At 71.4% G+C, this 21,861-nt stretch carries 22 protein-coding genes; 11 read left to right on the forward strand and 11 right to left on the reverse strand.

The annotated features are described in order from the left end of the window. The first annotated feature begins 79 nt into the window (after positions 1–79). Both H030_RS0107865 and H030_RS0107870 read left to right on the forward strand, forming a co-directional pair. A complete protein-coding gene (locus tag H030_RS0107865) occupies positions 80–889 on the forward strand; it encodes a DUF6551 family protein (RefSeq protein ID WP_027005709.1) in 810 nt (269 codons plus the stop codon). A gap of 157 nt (positions 890–1,046) precedes the next feature. Beyond that, positions 1,047–1,991 (forward strand): VOC family protein, encoded by a 945-nt coding sequence (locus H030_RS0107870; RefSeq protein WP_027005710.1) that lies wholly within the window; start codon positions 1,047–1,049, stop codon positions 1,989–1,991. On the opposite strand, the gene H030_RS0107875 is transcribed toward H030_RS0107870, so the two are convergent. Together H030_RS0107875 and H030_RS0107880 are read right to left on the reverse strand one after the other, a co-directional pair. Next, entirely contained in the window at positions 1,988–3,487 is a 1,500-nt protein-coding gene (locus H030_RS0107875; protein WP_027005711.1) for a hypothetical protein, read from the reverse strand. The two genes, H030_RS0107870 and H030_RS0107875, sit on opposite strands and share 4 nt — an antisense overlap. Continuing rightward, complete coding sequence (locus H030_RS0107880) at positions 3,484–3,894, reverse strand: hypothetical protein (protein WP_027005712.1); 411 nt, start codon at positions 3,892–3,894, stop codon at positions 3,484–3,486. Before H030_RS0107880 ends, H030_RS0107875 begins: the two co-directional genes overlap by 4 nt. A gap of 157 nt (positions 3,895–4,051) precedes the next feature. Here H030_RS0107880 and H030_RS0107885 point away from each other — a divergent pair, with 157 nt between their 5' ends. Both H030_RS0107885 and H030_RS0107890 read left to right on the forward strand, forming a co-directional pair. Next, positions 4,052–5,002, forward strand: coding sequence for an SIS domain-containing protein (locus H030_RS0107885; RefSeq protein WP_027005713.1), 951 nt, complete (start codon positions 4,052–4,054; stop codon positions 5,000–5,002). A gap of 10 nt (positions 5,003–5,012) precedes the next feature. Beyond that, a complete protein-coding gene (locus tag H030_RS0107890) occupies positions 5,013–5,672 on the forward strand; it encodes a hypothetical protein (RefSeq protein WP_027005714.1) in 660 nt (219 codons plus the stop codon). Here the strand turns inward: H030_RS0107890 and H030_RS0107895 are convergent. The 3 genes from H030_RS0107895 to H030_RS0107905 are packed head-to-tail and all read right to left on the reverse strand — an operon-like array spanning position 5,669 to position 7,260. Continuing rightward, the gene (locus H030_RS0107895) at positions 5,669–6,070 is read right to left on the reverse strand and encodes an ACT domain-containing protein (protein WP_051222012.1); all 402 of its coding nucleotides are present in this window, start codon (positions 6,068–6,070) and stop codon (positions 5,669–5,671) included. The genes H030_RS0107890 and H030_RS0107895 overlap by 4 nt on opposite strands. After that, the gene (locus H030_RS30285; RefSeq protein WP_051222014.1) at positions 6,055–6,432 is read right to left on the reverse strand and encodes a cupin domain-containing protein; all 378 of its coding nucleotides are present in this window, start codon (positions 6,430–6,432) and stop codon (positions 6,055–6,057) included. Before H030_RS30285 ends, H030_RS0107895 begins: the two co-directional genes overlap by 16 nt. Continuing rightward, positions 6,433–7,260, reverse strand: a complete 828-nt coding sequence (locus tag H030_RS0107905) for an SDR family NAD(P)-dependent oxidoreductase (RefSeq protein ID WP_027005716.1) — start codon at positions 7,258–7,260, stop codon at positions 6,433–6,435. It lies immediately after the preceding gene. Positions 7,261–7,360: 100 nt separating this feature from the next. Between H030_RS0107905 and H030_RS30290 the strand changes: the two genes are divergently transcribed. Together H030_RS30290 and H030_RS0107915 are read left to right on the forward strand one after the other, a co-directional pair. Then, the gene (locus H030_RS30290; RefSeq protein WP_051222016.1) at positions 7,361–8,542 is read left to right on the forward strand and encodes a PucR family transcriptional regulator; all 1,182 of its coding nucleotides are present in this window, start codon (positions 7,361–7,363) and stop codon (positions 8,540–8,542) included. A gap of 48 nt (positions 8,543–8,590) precedes the next feature. Further along, the gene (locus H030_RS0107915) at positions 8,591–10,117 is read left to right on the forward strand and encodes a purple acid phosphatase family protein (RefSeq protein WP_027005717.1); all 1,527 of its coding nucleotides are present in this window, start codon (positions 8,591–8,593) and stop codon (positions 10,115–10,117) included. Here H030_RS0107915 and H030_RS0107920 read toward each other — a convergent pair. The 5 genes from H030_RS0107920 to H030_RS0107940 all read right to left on the reverse strand — a co-directional run bounded on the left by H030_RS0107920 (position 10,114) and on the right by H030_RS0107940 (position 15,317). Continuing rightward, complete coding sequence (locus H030_RS0107920) at positions 10,114–10,902, reverse strand: SGNH/GDSL hydrolase family protein (RefSeq protein WP_027005718.1); 789 nt, start codon at positions 10,900–10,902, stop codon at positions 10,114–10,116. The genes H030_RS0107915 and H030_RS0107920 overlap by 4 nt on opposite strands. Before the next feature lie 141 nt (positions 10,903–11,043). Beyond that, the gene (locus H030_RS0107925) at positions 11,044–12,285 is read right to left on the reverse strand and encodes an MFS transporter (RefSeq protein WP_027005719.1); all 1,242 of its coding nucleotides are present in this window, start codon (positions 12,283–12,285) and stop codon (positions 11,044–11,046) included. A gap of 33 nt (positions 12,286–12,318) precedes the next feature. Further along, the gene (locus H030_RS0107930) at positions 12,319–13,455 is read right to left on the reverse strand and encodes an acyl-CoA dehydrogenase family protein (RefSeq protein ID WP_027005720.1); all 1,137 of its coding nucleotides are present in this window, start codon (positions 13,453–13,455) and stop codon (positions 12,319–12,321) included. Further along, a complete protein-coding gene (locus tag H030_RS0107935) occupies positions 13,452–14,642 on the reverse strand; it encodes an acyl-CoA dehydrogenase family protein (RefSeq protein WP_051222017.1) in 1,191 nt (396 codons plus the stop codon). The genes H030_RS0107930 and H030_RS0107935 overlap by 4 nt, the downstream gene beginning before the upstream one ends. A 90-nt stretch (positions 14,643–14,732) precedes the next feature. Next, positions 14,733–15,317, reverse strand: coding sequence for a TetR/AcrR family transcriptional regulator (locus tag H030_RS0107940; RefSeq protein WP_027005722.1), 585 nt, complete (start codon positions 15,315–15,317; stop codon positions 14,733–14,735). Positions 15,318–15,504: 187 nt separating this feature from the next. On the opposite strand from H030_RS0107940, the gene H030_RS0107945 reads away from it, so the two are divergent. The 5 genes from H030_RS0107945 to H030_RS0107965 all read left to right on the forward strand — a co-directional run bounded on the left by H030_RS0107945 (position 15,505) and on the right by H030_RS0107965 (position 19,992). Then, positions 15,505–16,290, forward strand: a complete 786-nt coding sequence (locus tag H030_RS0107945) for an enoyl-CoA hydratase/isomerase family protein (protein ID WP_027005723.1) — start codon at positions 15,505–15,507, stop codon at positions 16,288–16,290. Continuing rightward, positions 16,275–17,069, forward strand: coding sequence for an arginase family protein (locus H030_RS30295; protein ID WP_051222020.1), 795 nt, complete (start codon positions 16,275–16,277; stop codon positions 17,067–17,069). Before H030_RS0107945 ends, H030_RS30295 begins: the two co-directional genes overlap by 16 nt. Before the next feature lie 73 nt (positions 17,070–17,142). Next, positions 17,143–17,613, forward strand: coding sequence for a hypothetical protein (locus tag H030_RS0107955; protein WP_027005724.1), 471 nt, complete (start codon positions 17,143–17,145; stop codon positions 17,611–17,613). Positions 17,614–17,678: 65 nt separating this feature from the next. Beyond that, the gene (locus H030_RS0107960; protein WP_051222022.1) at positions 17,679–19,259 is read left to right on the forward strand and encodes an acyl-CoA carboxylase subunit beta; all 1,581 of its coding nucleotides are present in this window, start codon (positions 17,679–17,681) and stop codon (positions 19,257–19,259) included. 55 nt (positions 19,260–19,314) lie between these two features. After that, positions 19,315–19,992, forward strand: a complete 678-nt coding sequence (locus tag H030_RS0107965; RefSeq protein ID WP_027005726.1) for a zinc metallopeptidase — start codon at positions 19,315–19,317, stop codon at positions 19,990–19,992. Here the strand turns inward: H030_RS0107965 and H030_RS36670 are convergent, their stop codons facing one another. After that, positions 19,993–21,801: a methyl-accepting chemotaxis protein gene (locus H030_RS36670; protein WP_051222024.1), complete on the reverse strand. Its 1,809-nt coding sequence runs from the start codon at positions 21,799–21,801 to the stop codon at positions 19,993–19,995. Between the last annotated feature and the right edge of the window lie 60 nt (positions 21,802–21,861).

Here is a 21,861-nt window from a genome sequence, read left to right on the forward strand (position 1 = left end):
ATGTTGAACGCGTCGCATCCCCCGGCATCTCCGCCATTCCCTTAAGCCGGCGCAGAAAGACAGAGGTTCCACCGTGGCTATGTCCCGGTATCAGTACGTCCTGCCGCCTCACAGGGTGGATTACGGCGTCACGATCAGGATCGACCAGATCAAGATCGATCCCGACGCCCAGCGGACGCTGAACCCGAAGCGCGCACAGGCCATCGCGGATGGGCTCGTGGAGGAAGCGGTTGGCAGCGTCGTCATCTCGCGCCGTGCCGACGGAACGATGTACGCGGTCGATGGCATGCACCGCAAGCGTGCATTCGAGATCAAAGGCATCCCCGAGATCACTGCCGAGATCCATCACGGCCTCTCTCAGATGGAGGAGGCCGTTCTGTTCCTCATCAAGAACCGCGAGTCGAGCAAGCCTAACCCTCACGACGAGTACAAGGTCGGTCTCACCGCAGGCCTGCCGCTTTTCGTCGACACGCAGAAGGTCCTCGACAAGCACAACCTGATCGTCGGGAGTACCACGGCGAACAGCATTGGTGCTGTGGCTGGCATTCTCCGCATCACTGAGAACTACGGACCGGAGGTGCTGGACCGGACGCTCGGTGTCGCGCAGGAGGCGTGGGGTCGGACGAACTCGACGTGGGATGGGATGCTCTTGGGCGGCATCGGCATGTTCCTCGGCCGCCACGGAGACGTGGTCAAGGACAAGGATCTGGCGACCAAGATTGCCAAGGCGGGCCTGGCGCAGACGTGGGTCGGTGCGGTCCACGCCCAGGCGTCTGGCGGAGGACTCCGGAACTCCGGCACCGGGAGTCGCGTGTCTACGTGCTACCGGCTCATCGTCAACACCTGGAACAAGGGCAAGACGAAGAACAAGCTCGCAGTCGCTGCCTGAGTCAGGAGATCCGCAGCTCAGAGAAGACCCCCACAGTTGGGGGTCTTCTCGTGTCCCCGGTGCCGGGCACATTGCAGTGATAATGAAGGTCGCCAAGGGCTGCGGACACCACGCGCTATAATTGCGCTAGCAACTACTTCCTGAAAGGGGTGCGGCGATGCAGCTCCAGGGCATCCACCACATCAGCGCGATCACCGGCGACGCGCAGCGCAACCTCGACTTCTACACGCGGGTGCTCGGGCTGCGGCTCGTCGCCAAGACGGTCAACCAGGACGATCCGAGCGTCTACCACCTGTTCTACGCCGACGAGCAGGGGCATCCCGGTAGCGAGATGACGTTCTTCGAGTACCCGCACGCGATCCCGGGGCGGCCGGGTGCGGGGATGATCCACCGGATCGTCTGGCGCGTGGGCTCCGAGGATGCGCTCGCGTTCTGGGCCGAGCGCCTGCCGTTGTTGGAGGTGTCGGTGACGCGCGGCGATCAGGGATCCGTCGTGTTCAGCGATCCGGAGGGGTTGGAGCACGAGCTGGTCGTCAACGCGACCGGCGACACGCCGCTCGTCGCGTCGTCGCCCGACATCCCGGCGGCGCACGCGCTGCAGGGCTTCGACGGCGTCCGCGCCTACGCGATCGACCCGGCGCGCTCGGGCGCGCTGCTGGAGCGCGTGCTCGGCGCCGAGAAGACGGGCGAGTCCACGTGGACCCTGCGCGGCGAACGCCGCGGCGGCTGGATCGCCTACGACCCCGCGCCCGCCGAGCGCGGCCGCCAGTCCGGCGGCTCGGTGCACCACGTCGCGTGGGGGACGACCGTCGCCGAGCACCCGCAGTGGCAGGACTCCATCACCGAGGCCGGCGTCCACACGAGCGGCATCATCGACCGCACGTACTTCAAGTCGATCTACTTCCGCGAGCCCTCCGGCGTCCTCTTCGAGATCGCCGACGACGCCCCCGGCTTCACGATCGACTCACCCGTCGAAGAGCTCGGCCGCAAGATCATCCTGCCGCCGCAGTTCGAGTCCCAGCGCGAGAAGATCGAGAAGCGCCTGACGCCTTTGCCCGACCCCGGCCCGCGCCCGGCGGCAGGCGCCGCGCCCGCGGCCTAAGCCGCCCACGACGGCTGCAGCGGGTTGGCCCTCGGCTTCAGGGCGGAGCCGCGCAGGCGCAGCATGAAGGCGTCCCAGGCCTCGCCGTCGACCTCCTCGTCGCGCAGCGGCTGGAGGTCCGGGTCGCGCATGCTCATCCACTTCGCGTCGAGCTGCCTGCCCGCCCGCTCGCTGGCGTCGGCGAGGTACCGGCGCGCGCGCCGGGCGTCGTCGGCGTCCCTGGTCGACCTGTACAACAACGCGAAGAAGCAGCCGGCGTTGTAATAGGCCTGCCAGCCGCACGAGGGCCGGCGCACGCCCAGGTACCAGAACCGGACCCGCAGGCCGCGGACGCGCCGCCTCCACGGGCGGTCGGTCTGGCTGCGCAGCTGCCGGCACTGCCTGGAGAGGCGCATCGTCTGGCGCAGCTCGCGGCGTGCGTCGCCGCGCAGCTCGTAGCGGTTGCGCATCCGCCAGTGCGTCAGCGCGATCGAGGGCAGCCACAGCAGCCGCCGCGTCCGGCCGGCCTGCTCCTTGCCCTCGCGGTTGAGCCTGGCGATCAGGTCGACGGAGTCCCTCATGTCGCGGAAGCCGGCGTGCTCGGCGATCTCGGTGTCGTTGACGCCGCGCCGGACCAGCGGGACGAGCATCGCCGCGACGATGCTCGCGCGGTAGTGCGGCTCGACGAGGTCGGGCCGCTCGTTGGCGACCGCGCGGTAGCGGCCGAGCGCCGTCGCCAGCAGGACCGGGTCCTCGTCGTCGTCCTCGCGCTCGCCGACCGCCGCGATCTCGGTCAGCGTCGCGAGCTGCAGCCGCGGCAGCGAGTTGGTGGTCTCGATCCTGTCGGCCGCCTCGAAGTGCTCGAAGGCTCCGGCGGCGTCGCCTGCCCTCAGGTGCTCCTGGCCCTTGAAGTACTCGGCGACGGCGACGGGCGACGTCCACCGCGCCCAGGGCGGGAACGCGCCGGTCGCGACCTGCGAGATGTGCGCGAAGACGCACGCGGCCAGGCGCCTGACGGCGATCTCGTCGGTCGTGGCGCGGACGGTCGACAGCAGCGGGGTGCCGCCGCCGTCGAGCCAGTAGCGCAGCCGCGGGGCGTAGGTGCCGGCGGGCGCGCGCAGGAGCGTCACGCGGATCGTGAACGACGGCGGCTGCGGGAACCTGAGCGCGTCGAGCAGCTGGGCGATCCAGCCGACCTGCGGGATGTCGCTGGCCGCCAGCGCGGCGATCGGGTCCGGCTTCGGGACGCCGCCCGGGATCGTCGGCGTGAAGCCGCTGTGGGCGAGGCGCTCGCGCAGCAGCGAGGCGAGCGCCTCGATCTCGGGGGCCTGGCCGCCGTCCTGCTTGTCGCAGACGATCGGGGCGATCTCGATCGGCCCGAGCTGGCTGGAGCTGCGGATCGCGCGCCAGACCCAGTAGAGCGCGGCGAAGCCGATCAGCAGGAACGCGAAGTCGACCGACGTGAACGCGTCGACGCGCGCCTGGACCCAGTCGACGCCGTCGCCGATGGCGCTCATTGGGACCGCGTGTCCGAGGTGGGGTTGGCGGCGTAGCTCCTCATGCCCCGCTCGGCGCAGCTGCGGATGGCCTCGGCCCTGTCGGCGTCCTCGGCGACCGGCAGGTCCAGCGCCAGGATCGACATGTAGGCCTTGCGCGCCTCCCTTCCGGCGCCCTCGGCGGCGAGGATCCCGATCGAGGTGCAGCGCTCGCTGACCGCCCTCAGCAGGCCGGCCTGGGCGCACCGCTCGCCCGCGTCGTCGTCCAGGACGGCGGCGTAGCGGGTCAGCGCCTGCTGGTAGAGGCCGGTCACGTCGGCCTGGTCGGCGGTCACGCACGCCGACGGCTCGGGCGCGAACCGGTGCGCGATGACCGCGGCGAACAGGACGACGGCCAGGGTCATGAAGAGGACCGGACGGAGGGACATGACGGTCGCGTGGTACCACTCTCATGGTGTGCTGACAACTCAGCCTTGCTGATCGTCTAGGTCGGTGCCTAGGCAGACCGGACGCCCGCCGTGGCGGCGTGGCCGCGGGCGGCGCTTGTGACGGCCCGGAGCAGGGCGGCCGCGTAGGGTCGGGCGTATGGCATCGCACATGCGCACGATCATGGAGTCGCAGCCGGCCGAGCTGGAGCGGGTGATCGGCGACGAGGGGCCTGCGGTCGCCGCCGCCGAGCAGCTGCGGGGGCGGGAGGTGCTGCTGGTCGGCGTCGGCACGAGCTGGCATGCGGCCGAGCATGGCGCGTGGCTGCTGCGGGAGGCGGGGGTGCGGGCGCGGGCCGCGCATGCCGCGGACCTCGCGCCGTATGGCGTGCCGGTCGATCCGGCGCTCGGCGTCGTCGTCATGAGCCACACGGCGGGCACGGGCTACTCGATCGAGATCCTGAAGCGCGCGCGCGAGGCGGGCGCCGCGGTCGTGCACGTCGGCGGGATCGGGTCCGGTGCGGACGTCGAGACCGTGGAGCCCGAGAAGTCCTATGCCTACACCGCGTCGCACACCGCGGCGCTGGCGCGGATCGCGCAGATCGCGCGGGCGCTCGGCGCCGACATGAAGGACTTGGAGCGCGTGCCCGGCGCGGTCGCCGAGGTGCTGGCGCTCGACGGGCCGCTGATCGAGGTGCCGTCGCGGCTGGTCGAGCTGATCGGCGCCGGCCCCAACGCGTGGACCGCTGCCGAGGGCGCGCTGAAGATCCGCGAGGCGGCGTACGTCGCCGCCGAGGGCCTCGGCAGCGAGCAGTTCTTCCACGGCCCGTCGGTCGCGCTCGACGAGCAGGACGCGCTGGTCGTCCTCGACGGCGGCGGCCCGATGGCCGCGCGCACGCAGAAGATCGCCGACGCGGTCGAGGTCACCGGCGCGCGCGTGGTGCGCTTCGCGCACGCCCAGCTCGGCGAGGCGCTGTCGATCTTCCCGCTGACCGTCGTCGTCCAGCGGATCGCGCTGGAGCTGAGCGAGGCCCGCGGCGTCTCGCCGGACAGGTTCCGCTTCGAGGAGAGCAGGGAGCGCGAGGTGGCGTTCGAGGGCGTCGGCTTCTAACCTTCGCTTGGTGAGCGACGTCGACCAGATCCCGGCCTCCGCAGCGCTGGTCCTGCGCGACCGCACGAACGCGGATCCGCAGCAGGTCTTCGTCACCGCGCTCTACGACCTGATCGCGCTCGACGCCTGGACGCACCGCCGCGTCCGGCGCCTGCCGGGCCTGCGCCTCACCGACGAGCTGACGCCGTCCGCCGACGCGCCCGACCTCCCCGAGCCGCTGCGCAGCACCGACGCGGTCCTGCGCCGCGCGGCCGCCGAGCTCGGCGCGCCGCTCCGCATCGGGACGCTCGCGGCCTGGCTGGCGCGCCAGGCGGCCGGGACGCCGGCGACCGCCGCCAGGCGCACGCTCGAGACGCTCGTCCAGGACGGCCTGCTGGAGCGCCGCGGAACCCACCTCGGCCCGACCGCGCGCGGGACCGCCGTGCTCGCCCAGCACCCGCAGCTACCCGCACGGGCGCGGCTGGAGGCCCTCGACGACGGCGTCTGGGCACAGGCCATGAAGTCGCTCGGCCCGCTCGGCTCCCGCCTCATCAGCGCCATCGCCGACACCGCGACCGGCCAGCGCGGCTTCGCCTGGGGCGCCATCGGCGCCGAGGTCGCCGGCTACGGCCACTCGCCCAACGGCGACAACCGCCAGGCCGCGATCTGGACCGGGTCCGGGCTGCTCTAGCGCGGGTGGTCGCCGACCTCGTGGCCGGCGTAGCGCAGCGCGCCGACGGCGTCGGCGAGCCTCTCGCCCGGCACGAGGATCCAGTCGGTCGCGTGCGTCGCGATCGGGAAGATCGGCACGCCCGCGTCCGCCAACGGCCTCGCGATCGACGCCATCACGCCGGTCAGCCCCAGGTCCATCGGCCCCGCGACCTCGAGGATCCGCCAGCCGCGCACCACCTCGCCGGCCGTGTCGTCCACGAGGTCCTCCAGGCAGACGAGCGAGCGCTCGTCGCCGACCTCGGTCAGCGACCAGAAGCCGGTCCCGGACGGCGGCACGACGACCTCGTCGACCGACGACGACAACCTGCAGACCGCGTAGTCGCCGTCGAGCACGCGGAGCCTCAGCGCGGTGCCCACGGGACCTCGACGGCGTCCTCGGTCGGCGAGTTGCGCGCCACGACGTACTCGACGTCCTCGGTGTCGGAGACGTTCTCCAGCACGTGCGTCTCGTGCGGCGGCACCCAGAGCATGTCGCCCTGCTGCAGCTCGACCACGTTCTCCAGCCGCTCGCCCCACCGGATCCGCATCCCACCGCTGAGCATGTAGCACGCGCTCTCGCAGTCGGCGTGGTAGTGGGGGCGCGACCGCGCGCCCGCCGGCAGCCGGAAGATCCCCATGAACAGGGCCTCGCTGCCGGTGGTCGCGCGCGACACCTCGTGTCCGCCCACGACGCCGCGCGGTTCCTCATGCGGTGCGACGCCGGGGCGGATGACCTTCATCTAGAACATCATGCCCGTCTGCTGGCCGCCCGTCACGTTCAGGACCTGCCCGTGGACGTAGTTGCTCCACGGCGAGCACAGGAAGAAGATCGCGCCCGCGGCCTCCTCCGGCGTGCCCGCGCGGCCCAGCGGGATCAGCATCTTGCCCATCGCGGCGAGCTGCTCGGGGATGCCGAGCTGGACCTTCTCGCCGTCGATCTCCATCTGGTTCTCGTCGTTCTTGGCCGACGTCAGGCGCGTCTCGATGAAGCCGAAGGCGACCGCGTTGGCGTTGACCTTGAACTGGCCCCACTCCTTGGCGATCGTCTTGATCAGGCCGACCGTGCCGAGCTTGCCGGCCGCGTAGTTGGCCTGCCCGGCGTTGCCGAACATGCCCGAGGTCGACGACACGTTGACGATCTTGCGGAAGACCTCGACGCCCTCCTCGCGCTCCCTCTTGGCGGGCTCGCGCAGGTGCGGCGCCGCGGCGCGCACGACCTTGAACGGCACCGTCAGGTGGATCGCCAGCATGCGCTCCCACCAGTCGTCGCTCATCTTGTGGATCGGCGCGTCCAGCGTGTAGCCCGCGTTGTTGACGATGATGTCGATCTTGCCCCACGCGTCGATCGCGGTCTGGACGAGCTTGTCCGGCGCGTCGCCCTTCGTGAGGTCGCCCGCGAACACCGCGGTCTCACCGCCGATCTCCGAAGCGGTCTGCTGCGCGACATCACCGTCGAGGTCGTTGATCACGACCTTCGCGCCCTGGCTGCTGAGCAGCTCGGCGGTCGCCCGCCCGATGCCGCGGGCCGAACCGGTGACGATCGCGACCTTGTCGTCGAGAACTCCCATGTCAAACGTCTCCTCTTGCGAAAGATGAACCGAGCGTCAAGTTGCGCGGCGGATCCTAGCTGGGGTACGTTCGCGCCGGGTTGACGGAGGAGCTGGTGTCGTGGAGCCGGACGACGTCGGTGTCGCGGTCGTGGACGTGCTGCGTCCGACGATCGCCGCGCTGACCGACGAGGTGCTGAGCAGCGTGGTCGAAGCGGTGCCCCCGTTCACGGAATGGTGGGGCGGGACGCTCGACGTCCGCGACGGGGTCGACCACGGCATCCGCGGCTTCCTGGAGCTGCTCGAAGGCGGGGGCGCCGCCGACGCGAGCGGCGCGCGGCTGCCCAACCACGACGTCTTCTTCGCCTTCGGCCGCAGCGAGCTGCGCGCGGGCCGCTCGGTCGGCAGCGCGCTGGCCGCCTACCGCGTCGGCGCGCAGGCGGCGTGGCGCGCGATGGTCGCCCGCGGCCACGAGGCCGGGATCGCGCCCGAGGACCTCTACGCGGTCGCCGACGCGATCTTCGCCTACATCGACCGCCTCTGCGCGGTGACCGTCGAGGGCTACGCCTACGAGCAGACCCAGGGCGCGGTGGAACGCGTGGACGCGCGGCGCCGGCTCGTGGAGCTGGCGATCCGCCGCCCGCCCCCGGCGCCCGCCGAGCTGGCCGGCGCGGCCGCTGACGCCGCGTGGCGCCTGCCCGCGCAGCTGGCGGTCGTCGCGTTCCGGGACGAGCGCAGCGCGCGCGTCGCCGCGCGCCTCGGCGCCGACGCGGTCGTCGCGCGCGTGGACGGGACCGGCTGGGCGCTGGTCCCGGACCCGGACGGCCCGGGCCGCCGCGCCGCGACGACGGGCGCGCTGGACGGCGTGCGCGCCGGCGTCGGGCCGACGGTCGCGCCGCACGAGGCGGCGCTGTCGGCGCGCCTGGCCGAGCGCGCGCTCGCGCTCGTCAGCGCCACGGACGCGACCGCGGTCCGGGCCGACGACCGCGGCGTCGACCTGCTGCTGCTCGGCGATCCCCAGCTCGCGGGCGGCCTCGTCGCGCGCGTCCTCGACGAGCCGCTGGCGGTCGTCCCGGAGGCCACGCGCGAGCGCCTCGTCGAGACGCTCGAGGTCTGGCTGGAGTGCCAGGGCGAGGTCCGGCCGACGGCCGAGCGCCTGCACGTCCACACCCAGACCGTCCGCTACCGCGTCGCGCAGCTGCGGGAGCTGCTCGGCGAGCCGCTCCAGACGGCCGAGGGCCGCCTGGAGCTGGAGCTCGCGGTGCGCGCGCGGCGCCTTCACCAGACGGTCACGCCGCAGTGACATCCTGAACACGGACGTCCCGCTTCGGACATCGCATAGTGGCGCGCGATGTCCAGCGACTCCTCCAAGAACCTCACCCGCCGCGCGCTCGTCGCGCGCGCGATCCGCGGCGGCGCCGCCCTCACCGCCGGACCCGCGTTCCTCGGCGCCGCCGAGCGCGCCCGCGCCGCGGCGCCCGGACCCAGCGGCGTGCACCTCACGTTCGGCGCGCGCCCCGAGCGCGAGATGGTGGTGTCCTGGACGGCGCCGAGGGGCGCGAAGCGGCCCGGCGTGCGGGTCGGTCCCGCGCACGGCCACCTGTCCGAGGTCCGCAGGCCCGACAGCGTCGGGATCGTCGATCGCGACGCCCGCGTCACCGCGGCCGCGCAGCGCGACCAGCTCACCGTCCACCACGTGGCGCTCGACGACCTGCGCCCCGACACGGCCTACGTCTACGAGATCGTCGGCGACGGCACAGCGACCCGCCGTGGCACGTTCCGGACCGCGCCCGCCGGCCGCGCGCCGTTTCGCTTCACCGCCTTCGGCGACCAGGGCACGGGCGACAAGGACTACGTGATCTCCGCCGCCCAGGGGCGCTGGATCGTCGACCAGGTCGACGGCCGCGAGCCGCTGCTGAACCTCCACCTCGGCGACCTCGCCTACGCCAACCTCCAGCCCGCGGGCAGGCGCGGCGTGGCGTGGGACACGTTCATGGACAACAACGCTCGCAGCGCGGCGAGCCGCCCGTGGATGCCGATCCTCGGCAACCACGAGATCGAGAAGGGCAACGGCCCGCTCGGCTACGACCAGTACCTCGGGCGCTTCCGCCTGCCGTCGAACGGGAGCAGGCACCACGACGGCCACTGGTACGCGTTCACCGTCGGGACCGTCCGGTTCGTCGCCGTCGACGCCGAGGACTGGGCGCTGCAGAAGGGCGGCGACATCTTCAACAAGGGCTACTCGGCGGGCGCGCAGCTGACCTGGCTGAAGCGCGAGCTCAGGAGCGCCCGCGCCGACAAGGCCCACGACTGGGTCGTCGTGCTCGTCCACCACCCGCTGGTCTCCAGCGCCGACCTCAACGGCCCGGACGTCGGCGTGCGCGAGGCGCTGCTGCCGCTGCTGCACGCCCACGGCGTCGACCTCGTCCTCTCCGGCCACGACCACGACTACGAGCGCTCCTACCTGCTCGGCGACGCCGAGGCCGGCTCGCCGACCCTGCGACCGCAGGTCCTCGGCAAGGAGCTGGAGCGGGTCGACACCACCAAGGGCTGGGTCCAGCTCGTCCTCGGCGGCGGCGGGACGTCGATCCCGACCGCGCAGTACGACAAGGACAACGACAAGCCCGGCCAGCAGGCACCGGTGTTCGTCGAGCCCGGCCTGCTGCTGCCGACCGGCGAGGAGGACGTCACGTGGTCGGCCGTGCGCGACGAGGGCCACCCGTACGGCTTCGCGCAGTTCGACGTGACGCCCGCGCCGCGTGGCGGGGGCGTCGCGAAGATGGAGGTGCAGGCCTACAGGTTGGCGACGCCGAGCGCCGCCAACCCGAGGCCCAAGCCGGTCCCGTCGGACCGGTTCACCTTGACGCGACGCGTCTAGCCGATGATCGACCGGATCGCCGGCACGTCGCCGCTGGCGTAGCCGTTGCGCGTCGGGTGGTAGCTGTCGGCCGTGTGCAGCAGCGTCAGCCCGTTGGTGAACGGGTTGCTCGCGCAGACGTCGTGCCCGGCCCAGTACGGGTTGACGTCGGCGTAGGAGAACCCGTAGGCCAGCGCGCGGGTCTTGATGGTGTTGTCGAGCGAGTCGACGAGCGTGGTCAGCCTCGTCTCCTCGTCCGACGAGACGCCGGTCGCGCCCAGGCACGTCCTCGACGGGCTGGCGAACGGGCGCCCGTAGCCGAGGATGACGACCCTGGCGTTGGGCGCCTTGGCCCTGATCGCCGCGTAGGTCGAGTTCAGCTTCGCCGGCAGCTCGTTGTTGATCTTGGCCTGCGAGGACGCGATCTGCGACGCGCAGCCCAGCGTGGTGCAGGCGATGATCAGGTTCGTGAACCCGATGTCGTTGCCGCCGATCGTCATCGTCACGAGCCTCGTGCTCGTGCTCAGCGAGTTGGACTGCGAGTTGATGACGTCGCCGGTCACCGCGCCGGCGCAGGCGACGAACGTCAGCGCGTAGCCCTTCTGCTGCGAGAGCAGGTACGGGTAGGCGTAGGTGTTGCGGTTGCAGCTGGAATCCAGGTTGGTGCTGTTGGCACCGTTGCCGGCCGAGTAGCTGTCGCCGAGGGCGACGTACGAGTCGGCGGCGAAGGCCGACCCGGCCGTGAGGGACAGGACGATGAGCAGCGCGCCGACGATCGGGGCGACGCTGCGCGCAAGGCGCTTCATGAGATGGACACTCCTCGAGGTGGTTTGACCCGGCACCCCCCGAGGACGACCGTAACGTGGCTGCTAATGGTGAGACTTCGCACGCGGGCCACAGCCTGACGCCGTGCGGTTGTGCGATCGCACAACCGCGACCCCGCCCGTTCAGGCTTCGTCCCGCAACCTGCTGAGAAACGGGACAGACAGGAGGATGGCGGCCGCGCACACGCCCCAGACCGCCTGGTAGCCCTGGGTCCCGTCGAAGACGCCGTCCAGGACGCCGATCGCGACGCCCGCCAGCAGCGGGCCGAGCGCGGTCCCGACGCCGCGGCTGACGGAGTACAGCCCGGTCGTCAGGCCGTGGTCGTCGTCGCCCATCAGCGGGATCAGCAGCGCGTAGGGGAGGGTCATCACGACGCCGCCGCCGAACCCGACGAACGGCGCGGCGATCGCGATCGCGACCGTGCTGCCGATGAAGAACGGGATCAGCATCCCGAGCCCGTAGATGACCAGCGACACCTGCATGACCGGGACCGTCCCGAAGCGGTCCGCGAGCTTGCCGCTGATCGGCGTCGCCGCCGCGATGAAGATCGCGCCGCCCGCGACCGCGACGCCCGCGAGCCCGGTCGAGACGCCGAGGCCGACGGTCAGGTACAGGATGATGAAGGTCTTGGTCGCGCCGAGCGAGGCCTCCCACAAGCCGTTGGCCACCATGAACGCGCGCAGGTCGCCACGCGTCCTGACCAGGCGCCGGAGCTTGCGGTAGTCCTCGCGCAGGCCGGACGACCTCCCCGCCTCGTGGTCGGCACGCTCGCGGGGCAGCCGCGTCAGGAAGATCACGATCGACACCGCGGTCACGACCGCGCCGGCGACGAACGGGACCGCCTGGCCGAGCGTCAGCAGCGCGCCGCCGGAGGCGATCGCGACGATCGTCCCCACGCCGCGCCACAGCGCCTGCGTCGACTGGCCACGCCCCGCGATCTCCTCGTCGACCATGTCGGGGTACAACGCGCGGTAGGGCTCGTAGGCCACGAAGTACGCGGCGTAGAACACCACGACGGCGATCAGCGCGAACGTCAGCGAGCTGGCCAGGCCCATCAGCGCGAGCGTGACGACCAGCACCGGCGAGCCCCAGATCACGAACGGCAGCCGCGAGGTCCGGCGGTCGCTGAGGGCGCCGGCCGGCACCGCGAGCAGCAGCGCCATGATCCCCTCGACGGCGATCAGCAGGCCGACGATCGTCGACGACGCGCCGAAGTCGCGCGCGAGCACCGGCAGGTAGGTCGAGACGATCGTCGTCGCCAGGGCGTAGGCGAACGTCGGCAGCCCGAGGACCGCCAGCAGCTTCAGCTCGCCCGGCTCGAGGTCGCGGTCCCTGTGCTGCTCCTGGGTGTCGGTCGAGGACAAGGTGTCGCTCGACCGTACCCACAGAACCGGCGTCTAGAGCGCCAACACCTTGGCCAGGATCTCCCGCATGATCTCGTCGGTGCCGCCGCCGATCGGGCCCAGGCGCGCGTCGCGGGCCATCCGCTCGATCTCGTACTCCTCCATGTAGCCCGCGCCGCCGTGGATCTGCAGGCACGTGTCCATCACGTCGAAGCACGCGCGCTGGGTGGCGAGCTTGGCCATCGTGACCTCCTTGACCGCGTCGCCCTCGGTGCGCACGAAGCGCTCCAGCGCGTCGTAGGTCACGACGCGCGCGCAGTGCGCGGTCGTCGCGACGTCGGCGAGCTTGTGGCGCAGGGTCTGGAAGCCGGTCAGCGGGCGGCCGAACGCGTTGCGGGACTGGGCGAACGCGACGGTCCTGTCGTAGGCGACCTGCATCGCACCGACCGCGCCGAGCGCCATCGCCAGCCGCTCCCACTGGAAGTTGGCCATGATCAGGTAGAAGCCCTCGTTCTCGCGCCCGAGCAGGTTCTCCTCGGGCACGAAGACGTCGTCGAAGCTCATCAGCGCCGTGTCGGACGCGTGCCAGCCGAGCTTCTCGATCGGCGACGTCGTGACGCCGTCCTGGCGGTCGATGATGAAGAACGAGATGCCGTGGTGGCCGCCCTCGGCGGTCGTCTTGACGGCCGTCACCCAGAAGTGCGCGCGGCATCCGTTGGTGATGAACATCTTCGAGCCGTTGATGACCCAGCCGCCGTCGACCCGCCTGGCGTGCGTTTTCAGCCCGGCGACGTCGGAGCCCGCGTCGGGCTCGGTGATCGCCAGCGCGCCGATCTTCTCGCCCGCGATCGCCGGCGCGAGGTAGCGCGCCTTCTGGTCGTCGGTGCCGAACTTCGCGATCGGCGGCGTGGCGATGTTGACGTGCGCGCCGATCCCGGCCGCGACGCCACCGCTGCCGCAGTGCGCCAGCTCCTCGATGAACACCGCGTCGTGCAGGTAGTCGCCGCCCTGCCCGCCGAGCGCCTCCGGGTACTTCAACCCCAGGAAGCCACGCTCGGCGAGCGCGGGGAAGACGCTGTCGGGGAACCCCCGCGCGTCCTCCCACTCGGTCGCGTGCGGCCGCAGCTCGGCGAGGATGTAGCGCCGGATCGACTCCCGCAGCGCCTCGTGCTCGTCGGTGAACAGGCTCACAGGCCGTAGGAGCGGCCGATGACCTCCAGCATGATCTCGTCGGTGCCCGCGCCGATGCGGTTGAGGCGCATGTCGCGCCAGACGCGCTCGACGCCGTACTCCTTCATGTAGCCCGCGCCGCCGTGGATCTGGATGCACTCGTCGGCGACCTCGACCGCGATGCGCGAGGCGTACAACTTGGCCATCGAGATCTCGCGGACGGGGTACTCGCCGTTGTTGAAGCGCCAGGCCGTCATGTACACCATCTGGCGGGCGGTCTCGATCTTGGTGGCCATCTCGGCGAACTTGTGGCGGATGACCTGGAACCTGCCGATCGAGCGGCCGAACGCCTGGCGCTCGAGCGCGTACTTCAGGGTCATGTCGAAGCAGTTCTGGGCGCCGGCGACGCAGCCCGCGGCGCCGATCAGGCGCTCGCCCTGGAGCTCCCAGGAGATGTGGTAGAAGCCCTTGCCCTTCTCGCCGAGGATGGCGGAGCTCGGGACCCGGACGTCCTGGAAGGCCAGCAGCGCGGTGTCGGACGCGTGCATGCCGAGCTTCTTCAGGCGCTCCTCGCGGATGACGCCCGGCGCGTCCATCGGGACCAGGAACAGCGTGATGCCGCCGTGGCCGGCCTCGGGGTCGGTCTTGGTGACGAGCACGATCACGTCGGCGCGGTGGCCGTTGGTGATGTAGGTCTTGGAGCCGTTGATGACGTACTCGTCGTTGGCCTCGTCGTAGACCGCGCGGGTCTTGATGCCGGCGACGTCGGAGCCGGCGTCCGGCTCGGTGATGCCGAGGCAGAGGATCTTCTCGCCCTTGATCGCGGGCACGACCCACTCCTGCTTCTGCTCCTCGGTGCCGAACGCGAGGATCGGCGGCATCGCCATGTCGGTGTGGACCGCGACGCCCATCGCCACGCCGCCGGACTTCGCGTGCACGATCTCCTCGGCGAGGACCAGCGAGGTGTAGTAGTCGCCGCCCTGGCCGCCGTACTCCTCGGGCTTGTCGAGGCCCAGGAACCCGAGCTCGCCCATGCGCGGGAAGATCGAGTCCGGGAACGTCGTCTCCTCCCACTCCTCGGCGTGGGGCGCGAGCTCCTTGGTGGCGAAGTTGCGGATCGACTCCCGCAGCTGCTCGTGCTCGTCGGTGAAGATGAAGTGCTTGCGCGAAGCCCCGAAATCGGGCTTGAGGACGTCGGCGGTGGCCATGGCGCGGACCGTACCGGCCGCGCCGCCGAAAGTAAACAGTGCTACGTCCTACTTTTCGCTTCGGGCGGTGCCGCGCGAGCCGCTACCGCGTCAGCGCGCGGCGAACGCGGTGGCGCACGTCTCGCCGGCGTGCTTGCCCGCCTCCTCGACGCTGAGCCGCCCCGCCGAGACCTCGACCATCGCGACCACGCCGAGCCCGCGCAGCGTCGTGAGCATCCACGTGACCGGCATGTCGGCGCGGACCTCGCCGCGCTGCTGGGCCTGCGCGAGGTACTCCTCGAGCGGGTTCTCGGCGCCGTCCAGCGCGTTCTCGCCGGCCAGCGTGCGGTCCCTGACCTCGGGGTGGGCGTCGAGGAAGCGGTAGCGGTCGCCGATCGCGATGACGCGCGTGCCGAGGTCGCAGAGCAGCTCGCGGGCGGTGCCGGCGCTGGCGAGCGCCTCGTTGACGGTCTCGGCGGCCTCGCGCAGCACCTCCTCGAAGAGCGCGTCGATCAGGTCCTGGCGCCGCGGGAAATGCCGGTAGACCGTCGTCCGGCCCAAGCCGGATGCGTCGGCGACCTCCTGCATGGTGGCGTTGGGCCGCTGGGCCAGCAGCGTCACCGCGGCGTCCAGGACGGTGCGGCGGTTGCGGCGCGCATCGCTGCGCAGCCGGGCCTCGGAAGTGTCGTCGCTCATGGCTTGGTGCAAATGGTGCCGTAGTGGCCCATGTCGTGTGAAGGCCATGTTCCGTTTCCAGGGCCCCACCTCCTGCGCGCGGCCCGATCCTGAGAGATCGTGGCGCAGAAACGCTCACCGTTCATGAGGTGGAGCAGGGCGGTTCCGGATGGACGCCCGTGAAGCGGACGTGCTTTGCTCTGCGCCCATGTCCTACGAGACCGTCCGCTACGAGGTCGCCGAGACCGGCGTGGCGACCATCGCCCTCGACCAGCCCGAGACGCGCAACGCGCTGTCGGACCAGGTGCTGGACGACCTGCTCGCGGCGTTCACCGCCGCCCGCGACGACGACGCGGTCCGCTGCGTGGTCCTGACGTCCACGCACGAGAGGGTGTTCTCGAGCGGCGGGAACCTCGCGGGGTTCGCCGAGGGCGTGCCGCTGGTCCACAAGCACTTCGGGACCGACCGCTTCCCGCGGCTGTTCCGGCTGATCGGCGAGCTGGGCAAGCCGTCGATCTGCGCGGCCAACGGGCACGTGCTCGCGGGCGGGCTGGGGCTGGCGCTGGCCTGCGACCTGATCGTGGCGCGCGAGGGCGCGACGTTCGGGACGCCCGAGATCAACGTCGGGGTGTTCCCGTTCATGATCATGGCCTTGATCTACCGCAACGTCGGGCGCAAGAAGACCAACGAGCTGTTGCTGTTGGGCGAGCGGATCAGCGCCGAGGAGGCCGAGCGGATCGGGCTCGTCAACAGGGTCGTGGCGGCCGACGCGTTCGACGCCGCCGTCGGCGACTGGGCGGTCAAGCTGGCCGGGAAGTCGCCGGTCCTGATGCGGCTCGGCAAGGACGCGATGTACCGCCAGCAGGACCTGCCGTTCGTCGAGGCCCTCGAGCTGTTGCAGCACAACCTGACGCTGGCGTTCTCGACCGAGGACATCCAGGAGGGCGTGAGGGCGTTCTTCGAGAAGCGGGAGCCGGTGTGGACGGGGCGCTGAACCTCGTCGGGATGCTGTGCCGCTCCTCGGAGCGGGTCTCGGGCGCCGCGCGCGGGACGCTCGCGCTCGTCGAGGCGCTCGGCGAGCGGCACGGGGTGGAGGGGCGGCTGATCGGCTCGCCGCCGGCCGACGTCGCGATCCAGGACTGGCCGGACGACCTGCGCGAGTCGAGGGGCTGCCTGCTGGAGGCGGGCGGGCAGATCGACGACGCGCTGGCCGCCGGGAACCGCCCGGTGCTCGTGATCCCCGATTGCTCGCCGTCGCTGACCACGCTGCCGGCGGTCGTGCGCCACCGGCCGGATGCCACCGTGCTGTGGCTCGACGCGCACGCGGACTTCAACACGCCGGAGACGACCGCCAGCAAGTACCTCGGCGGCATGTGCCTGGCCGCGGCCTGCGGGCTGTGGGACTCCGGGCTCGTCGACGACGACGCGCCGCGGGTCGATCCGGCGCGCGTCGTGATGTGCGGCGTCCGCGACATCGACGGGCCGGAGGTCGTCCTGCTGGAGACCAAGGGCGTCGTCCGGTTGTCGCGGCCCGGACTGCTCGCCGACGCGCTCGACGGCGCCGAGGTCTTCGTCCACCTCGACCTCGACGTCCTCGACCCCTCGATCATGGCCTCGCCGTTCCCGGCACCGGGCGGCCTCTCCGACGGCGGCCTGCACACGCTGCTGACCGAGGTCGCGGCGAGCTGCAACCTCATCGGCTGCGAGATCGCCGGCTTCCACGACCCGTCACTCACCGAGCTGATCGCCACGGTCGTCGACCCCTTGCTCTGAGCGGAAGGCTCCGCGCCCGGCGGGGTCTTTGGGGGTGAAGGTCGCTCCCCACCCCAAGCAGGAGGTAGGACTCATGAAACGCGCGATGGCGCTGGTCGCCGTGCTCGCGATTGTTGGTGTCGTCGGTGTCGAGGCGGCGGGTGCCGCGTATGGCAGCGGCAGCAGGGCCGCCACGATCAAGACGCGGCATACGTCGCTGGGTACGGTCCTGGTCGACTCCAGGGGCCGCACGATCTACCTGTTCGAGAGGGACAAGACCAAGAGGTCGACCTGCTCGGGCGCGTGTGCCAGGAACTGGCCGCCGGTCACGACGTCGGGCGCGCCGAGGGCCGCCGGTGGCGTCTCCTCCGGCAAGCTCGGCACGACCAAGCGCTCGGACGGCACGACGCAGGTGACCTACAACGGCCACCCGCTCTACCTGTTCGTGGCCGACCAGAACAGGCCCGGCTCGACGAAGGGCGAGGGCATCGACGCGTTCGGCGCCGAGTGGTACGTGATGGGCACCAACGGCAAGAAGATCGAGAAGCACGGCGACGACAGCTGAGGCGACCGCGCGAGAGGTCGGGGCTTGACGTGGGCCGAAGTGGGAAGTAGGACTTCCTACTTCCAATGACGGATCAGACCACGAACGCCCCGACCTCCCTGCTGCGCCCGCTCGTCGACGAGCTGCTGGAGCGCCGCGCCGCCGCCAAGCTCGGCGGTGGCGAGGAGAGGATCGCCAAGCAGCACGCCGCCGACAAGCTCACCGCCCGCGAGCGGATCGACCTCCTGGTCGACCCCGGGACGTTCAGCGAGCTCGGCCTGCACGCCGGCATCCACTACTCCGTCCGCGGCCTGGAGGACAAGCAGGCGCCGGCCGACGGCGTCGTCACCGGCTACGGCAAGGTCGACGGCCGGCTCGTGGCCATCGCCGCCTACGACTTCACGGTCATGGCCGGCTCGATGGGCATGACCGGCGAGATCAAGGTCGCCCGCCTGCGCGAGCTGGCGCTGTCCAAGCGCATGCCGATGGTCTGGCTGCTGGACTCCGCGGGCGCCCGGATCCAGGAGGCGGTCGGCTCGCTCTTCGCCGGCTCCGGCCACCTGTTCCGCGAGGAGGTCGTCGCCTCCGGCGTCATCCCGCAGGTCGCGGCGCTGATGGGCCCGTGCGCGGCCGGCACCGCCTACATCCCGGGGCTGGCCGACTTCGTCCCGATGGTCAAGGGCCGCGGCTCGATGGCGCTGGCCGGCCCCCACCTCGTGCGCGCCGCGGTCGGCGAGGACGTCACGCAGGAGGAGCTCGGCGGCTCGCGCGTGCACTGCCGCAAGTCCGGGGTCGGCGACCTCGAGGTGGCCGACGACCAGGACTGCATCGCGCAGATCAAGGCCTACCTGTCGTTCATGCCCTCCCACAACGAGGCGGCGCCGCCGATCAGGCCGACGACCGACCCGATCGACCGCATGGACGAGGCCCTCCTGGACGTCCTGCCGGAGTCCAACCGCAAGCCCTACAACATGTACGACGTCATCGAGAAGATCGTCGACGACGGCGAGTTCTTCGACATGAAGCCGCAGTGGGCCAAGACGATCATCACCGGCTTCGCGCGCTTCGGCGGGCGCCCCGCGGGCATCGTCGCCAACCAGCCCAAGCAGCTCGGCGGCATCCTCGACAACGACAGCGCCGACAAGGCCGCGCGCTTCGTCAACCTCTGCAACGCGTTCGGGATCCCGCTCGTCTTCCTGATGGACGTCCCCGGGTTCATGGTGGGGTCGAAGGTCGAGCAGGCCGGCATCATCCGCCACGGCGCGAAGATGTTGTACGCCGTGGCGAACGCCACCGTTCCGAAGATCACCGTGGTCCTGCGCAAGGGCTACGGCGCCGGCTACTACGTGATGAACGGCCGCGCCTACGAGCCGGATCTGATCGTCGCGTGGCCGAGCGCCGAGATCAGCGTGATGGGCGCCGAGGGCGCGGTCGAGATCGTCTTCCGCAGGCAGGTCGAGGCCGCCGAGGACCCGGCCGCCAAGAAGGCCGAGCTGATCGCCGCCTACAAGCAGATCATCGACCCCTACATCCCGGCCAAGAACGCGATGATCGACGATGTCATCGACCCGCGCGAGACCCGCCCGACGATCGCCCGCGCGCTGGAGATGGCCGAGGGCAAGCGCGTCGACCGGCCGTGGAAGCGCAACGGCGTCGTCCCGGTTTAGGCAGGCGACCTGAAGGCTTAGATTGCCGTAAGCGATCAGACCTACATTCAGGTCCATGTCATCGCTCACCTACGTGTGGCTCCTCACGATGATCGTCCCGCTCGGTCTCGGCCTGTGGGCGCAGCGCAAGGTGAAGACCACCTTCGCGAAGTACAGCCAGGTCCCGGTCCGCAGCGGCATGACCGGGGCCCAGGCGGCCGCCGCCGTCGTCCGCTCCTCCGGCCTGCAGGGCGTCGAGATCCGCGAGGTCCCGGGCAGGCTGACCGACCACTACGACCCGCGCAACCGGACGCTCAACCTGAGCCCGGACGTGGGCCAGGCGTCGTCGGTCGCCGCGCTCGGCGTCGCCGCCCACGAGGCCGGCCACGCCGTCCAGGACGCGCGCAACTACCTGCCGATGAGGGTCCGCCAGACGTTCGTCCCGGTCGCCTCGATCGGCTCGTCGTTCGCGATCCCGGTGATCTTCGTCGGGTTGATCCTCGGCGCGACGGGGCTGACGAACATCGGCCTCGCGCTGTTCACGGCGATCGTGCTGTTCCAGCTGATCACGCTGCCGGTCGAGTTCGACGCCTCCAGGCGCGCGCTCGTCGCGCTCAGCGACGGCCGCCTGCTGGAGGCCGACGAGCTCGACGGCGCCAAGTCGGTGCTCAGCGCCGCCGCGTGGACCTACGTCGCCGCGTTCGTCGCGGCGCTCAGCCAGCTCATCTACTTCTTCGTGGCGAGCCGGCGGTAGCTAGCCGACGGTCGCGAGCCTGAACCGCGCGACGAGCTGATCCAGCTCGCGCGCGGTGCTCGCGAGGTCGTTGGCGGAGGCGGCGATCTCCTCGGCCGACGCGCTCGTCTCCTGCGTCGAGGCGGAGACCTGCTCGGCCGCGGCGCTGGACTCCTCGGCCACCGAGGCGACCTCGACGACGCGCTCGCCGACGGTCGTCGCCGACGCGGCGATCTGCTGCACGGCCGCGGCGATCGCGCCGACCCGCGCGCTGACGTCCTCGACCGACGCGCCGATCCGCTCGAAGGCCCCGCGCGCCTCGGCGACGACGCCCGCGCCGTCCTCCGTGCGCCGCGCGCCCTCCTCGACCACTTCAACCGCCTGGGCGGTCTCGGCCTGGATCTCGCCGATCAGGCCGCCGATCTCGCGCGCCGCGTGCGAGGACTCCTCGGCCAGCTTGCGCACCTCGTCGGCGACGACCGCGAAGCCCTTGCCCTGCTCGCCCGCGCGGGCGGCCTCGATCGCGGCGTTCAAGGCCAACAGGTTGGTCTGCTCGGCGATCGAGGAGATCGTGTCGACGATCGAGCCGATCGCCGACGACTTGGCCTCGAGCTGGCCGATGACCGACGCGGCCTGCGTGGACGCGTCGCGCACGGAGACCATCGCGGAGTCCGCGCCCTGGACGGCGTGCGCGCCGGCGGTGGCGACGGCCAGTGCGTCCTGCGCCACGCGCGCGGTGTCCGCGGCGTCCTGGGCCGAGCGCGTCGTGACGTCCTCGACCTCGCCGACGATCCCGCGGACCTCCTCGATCGACATGACCTGGCGCGTCGTGCCGCTCGCGACCTCGGCGATCGCGGTGGCGATCTCCTCGACCGCGCGGCCCGCCTCGTCGGAGGTCGACGCCATCTGCTCCGACGCGGCCGAGACCGTGCCGGCGCTGCCCGCGACCTGGGCGATCAGCGCGCTCAGCTCGTGGCGCGAGCTGTTGTAGGCGTCGAGCGACGCCTCCGTGTTGGCGCGCACGTTCTCGACGGCGCGCGCGGCGTCGCCGAGCTCGTCGCCCGAGAAGCGCTCGATCGGCGCGGTCTGCGCGTGGGCGACGTGGGTGAGGTCGCCCTCGGCGAAGCGGTCCAGCCCGGCGCGCAGGTCGGTCGTGTCGTTCTCGCTCAGCGAGTCGAGGCGGTCGACGATGACGCGCACGTTGGCGCGGATCGCGCGGGTGATCAGCGTGGCGACCACGGCGCCGATCAGCAGCGCGAGGCCGATCAGCAGCCACGTCGTCGTCACCGCGCGATCGTGGGCCTCCTGCGCGTGCCTGGCCGCGACGTGGCCGTCGGCGCGGGCGTCGGTGCTCCAGGAGTCGAGGTCCTTCTCCAGCTTGGCGAACGACGCCTCGGTCGTGTCCATCAGCGCGGTCGCCTCGGCGTCGCGGCCCGCGCTGCTCAGCGGCTGCAGCTGCGCGGTCGCGGCGCGGTAGGCCGACCATTGCTTGGTGACGTCGTCGAAGTTGGTGCGGTCGGCCGCGTCGGCGATGTGCGGGCGGTAGGCGCGGAACGCGGCGGCGGCGTTCTTGCGATCGGCGACGAGGTCGGCGTCGACCTGCGTGTCGTCGTCGACGGCGATGTGGCGGAACTGGTCCTGGCGGTAGACCTCGATCGCGCGCGTCGCGGAGTCGATGTTCTCGACCGACGGCACCGTCTCGCTGTTGATGTGCATCGCGTGGCGGGTGACCGTCTGGATCTCCTTCAGGCCGAGCAGGCCCAGGATCGCGGTGACGGCCAGCACGGCCCCGAAGGCGGCGGCGAGCTTGGCTCCGATGGAGAGGCGCATGTACCCGTCGATCGACCGCTGAGGGGTTCTGCACCATCCCTCGACCGAGGGAGGGTCTCA

Origin of the sequence: Conexibacter woesei Iso977N (genome assembly GCF_000424625.1) — a bacterium.
Classification (GTDB): domain Bacteria; phylum Actinomycetota; class Thermoleophilia; order Solirubrobacterales; family Solirubrobacteraceae; genus Baekduia; species Baekduia woesei_A.

Excerpts from the sequence above, each read along its gene's own strand:
- H030_RS0107920 (WP_027005718.1), bottom strand. The coding sequence starts at position 10,902 with ATGAAGCGCCTTGCGCGCAGCGTCGCCCCGATCGTCGGCGCGCTGCTC.
- H030_RS0107905 (WP_027005716.1), bottom strand. The coding sequence starts at position 7,260 with ATGGGAGTTCTCGACGACAAGGTCGCGATCGTCACCGGTTCGGCCCGC.
- H030_RS0107875 (WP_027005711.1), bottom strand. The coding sequence starts at position 3,487 with ATGAGCGCCATCGGCGACGGCGTCGACTGGGTCCAGGCGCGCGTCGAC.
- H030_RS0107955 (WP_027005724.1), top strand. The coding sequence starts at position 17,143 with ATGAAACGCGCGATGGCGCTGGTCGCCGTGCTCGCGATTGTTGGTGTC.
- H030_RS0107880 (WP_027005712.1), bottom strand. The coding sequence starts at position 3,894 with ATGTCCCTCCGTCCGGTCCTCTTCATGACCCTGGCCGTCGTCCTGTTC.
- H030_RS30285 (WP_051222014.1), bottom strand. The coding sequence starts at position 6,432 with ATGAAGGTCATCCGCCCCGGCGTCGCACCGCATGAGGAACCGCGCGGC.
- H030_RS36670 (WP_051222024.1), bottom strand. The coding sequence starts at position 21,801 with ATGCGCCTCTCCATCGGAGCCAAGCTCGCCGCCGCCTTCGGGGCCGTG.
- H030_RS0107965 (WP_027005726.1), top strand. The coding sequence starts at position 19,315 with ATGTCATCGCTCACCTACGTGTGGCTCCTCACGATGATCGTCCCGCTC.
- H030_RS0107945 (WP_027005723.1), top strand. The coding sequence starts at position 15,505 with ATGTCCTACGAGACCGTCCGCTACGAGGTCGCCGAGACCGGCGTGGCG.
- H030_RS0107935 (WP_051222017.1), bottom strand. The coding sequence starts at position 14,642 with ATGGCCACCGCCGACGTCCTCAAGCCCGATTTCGGGGCTTCGCGCAAG.
- H030_RS0107870 (WP_027005710.1), top strand. The coding sequence starts at position 1,047 with ATGCAGCTCCAGGGCATCCACCACATCAGCGCGATCACCGGCGACGCG.
- H030_RS0107865 (WP_027005709.1), top strand. The coding sequence starts at position 80 with ATGTCCCGGTATCAGTACGTCCTGCCGCCTCACAGGGTGGATTACGGC.
- H030_RS0107960 (WP_051222022.1), top strand. The coding sequence starts at position 17,679 with ATGACGGATCAGACCACGAACGCCCCGACCTCCCTGCTGCGCCCGCTC.
- H030_RS0107940 (WP_027005722.1), bottom strand. The coding sequence starts at position 15,317 with ATGAGCGACGACACTTCCGAGGCCCGGCTGCGCAGCGATGCGCGCCGC.
- H030_RS0107915 (WP_027005717.1), top strand. The coding sequence starts at position 8,591 with ATGTCCAGCGACTCCTCCAAGAACCTCACCCGCCGCGCGCTCGTCGCG.
- H030_RS0107885 (WP_027005713.1), top strand. The coding sequence starts at position 4,052 with ATGGCATCGCACATGCGCACGATCATGGAGTCGCAGCCGGCCGAGCTG.